Source organism: Enterobacter sp. RIT637, assembly GCF_019718755.1.
Taxonomy (GTDB): Bacteria; Pseudomonadota; Gammaproteobacteria; order Enterobacterales; family Enterobacteriaceae; genus Enterobacter.
Map to the genome: position 1 here is coordinate 1 of NZ_JAIHAZ010000195.1, position 517 is coordinate 517.

At 50.5% G+C, this 517-nt stretch carries 1 pseudogene; it reads left to right on the forward strand.

Going from position 1 to position 517, the window contains the following annotated elements:
- Positions 1–515, forward strand: a pseudogene (locus K5E19_RS23960) (hypothetical protein); the annotation flags it as partial.
- Between the last annotated feature and the right edge of the window lie 2 nt (positions 516–517).

The window sequence follows — 517 nt, forward strand, 5'->3', positions numbered from 1 at the left end:
TTATTGACGTGCTGATGTCCTACCCGCTGAAAGAGCGCCGCGCACACTGTAATTTGTTATTCGGGCTGGAACTGGAAAAGGTGAATGCGGTTCCGGCAGCAGCGTCAAAGGCGGGCAAAATCGGTAATAAAAACGGCAAAACCACCAAACCGCGCGTGACCGACCTGGGATCGTTTGAATTGTTTAGCCAGTTCTTTGCGCGTATGAAAACCGCCGTACTGGCCGATGAGTTCCCAACCCTGCAGGTTCTGACCGGAATGGATAACATGGCAAAAGCGCCACATAACTTAAAGCAAGGCATCCGAACCTGGTTTAAAGCAATTACCGGGGATCTCCCGCCAAACAACAAGCGTGTAGAAGCGGGAAATGCGGTTTTATTCTGCGCCCCGATCCGCGAACACATTCAGCAGATAGAGACGGTTGGGCTGGCGAATTACTACCAGGGATTATCCAAAGCGATTGCCGCTGCGGGTGATGGCTTCATTTCTGACTTTACCTATACTTACGAACAATAAAC